The 661-nt window shown below is 71.0% G+C and carries 2 protein-coding genes; both read right to left on the bottom strand.

Translation table 11 applies throughout. The features are described 5' to 3' along the window. On the bottom strand, positions 1 to 254 hold a 254-nt coding region (locus tag AC5RVV_RS17770; RefSeq protein ID WP_494002673.1), incomplete at its 3' end, for a hypothetical protein. Beyond that, positions 251 to 661 (bottom strand): Asp23/Gls24 family envelope stress response protein (locus AC5RVV_RS17775; RefSeq protein ID WP_494002674.1); only part of this gene is annotated, 411 nt, incomplete at its 5' end. The genes AC5RVV_RS17770 and AC5RVV_RS17775, both read right to left, overlap by 4 nt.

The following is a 661-nucleotide window of genomic DNA, read 5'->3' on the forward strand; positions in this document are numbered from 1 at the left end:
AGCAGCAGTGTGAGTCCGGCCAGCAGCAGCACCGTGCCGCTGACCCACACCGCAGGATCATTCCATCTCAGGGCGGCCGCCCAGTCCCGCAGGCCGGCCAGGAACGGGGGCCACATGCCCTCGGCCAGGCGAGCGATCGAGAGCCAGGTCAGGGTGATGCCCGCCCCCAGCATCAGCAGTCCGATGATGAGAGCCGGGATGGCGCGGCTGGGCCGGTGGCGCAGGGGCGTGGACCGGGCGTCGGTCCTGCTCATAACAGCCTCCTGGGCCCGCTGCCGTCCTCGGAGGCGGTGAGCCAGGAGACGGTGATGTCGACCTGGCGCACGTCGAGCCCGGTCAGGGCTGTGACGCGGTCCATGATCCGCTGGCGCAGCTCTTCGGTGGCCTGCCGCAGCGGCACCGGATAGCGCAGCCCCACGGTTACCGACAGGGTTGCGATGTTGCCGGAGAGTTCCACCTCCGCGCGGGGGCGGGCCGAAAAATCGGGGCGGGAGCCGATGCCGAGGAATCCTCCCGAGGAGCCTCCGGTGACGCTGGCCTCCCCGGCCGCCTGAGCGGCAATTTTCTTGACGACCTTTTCATGGAGCACCAGTGCGCCGCGGGAGCCGGGGTCATCGGGCGGACCCGGACTCCCGGCGGGTCCGGGGGGACGGGTGAGGGT

The sequence above is a fragment of the Arthrobacter sp. MDT2-34-1 genome (genome assembly GCF_059091365.1).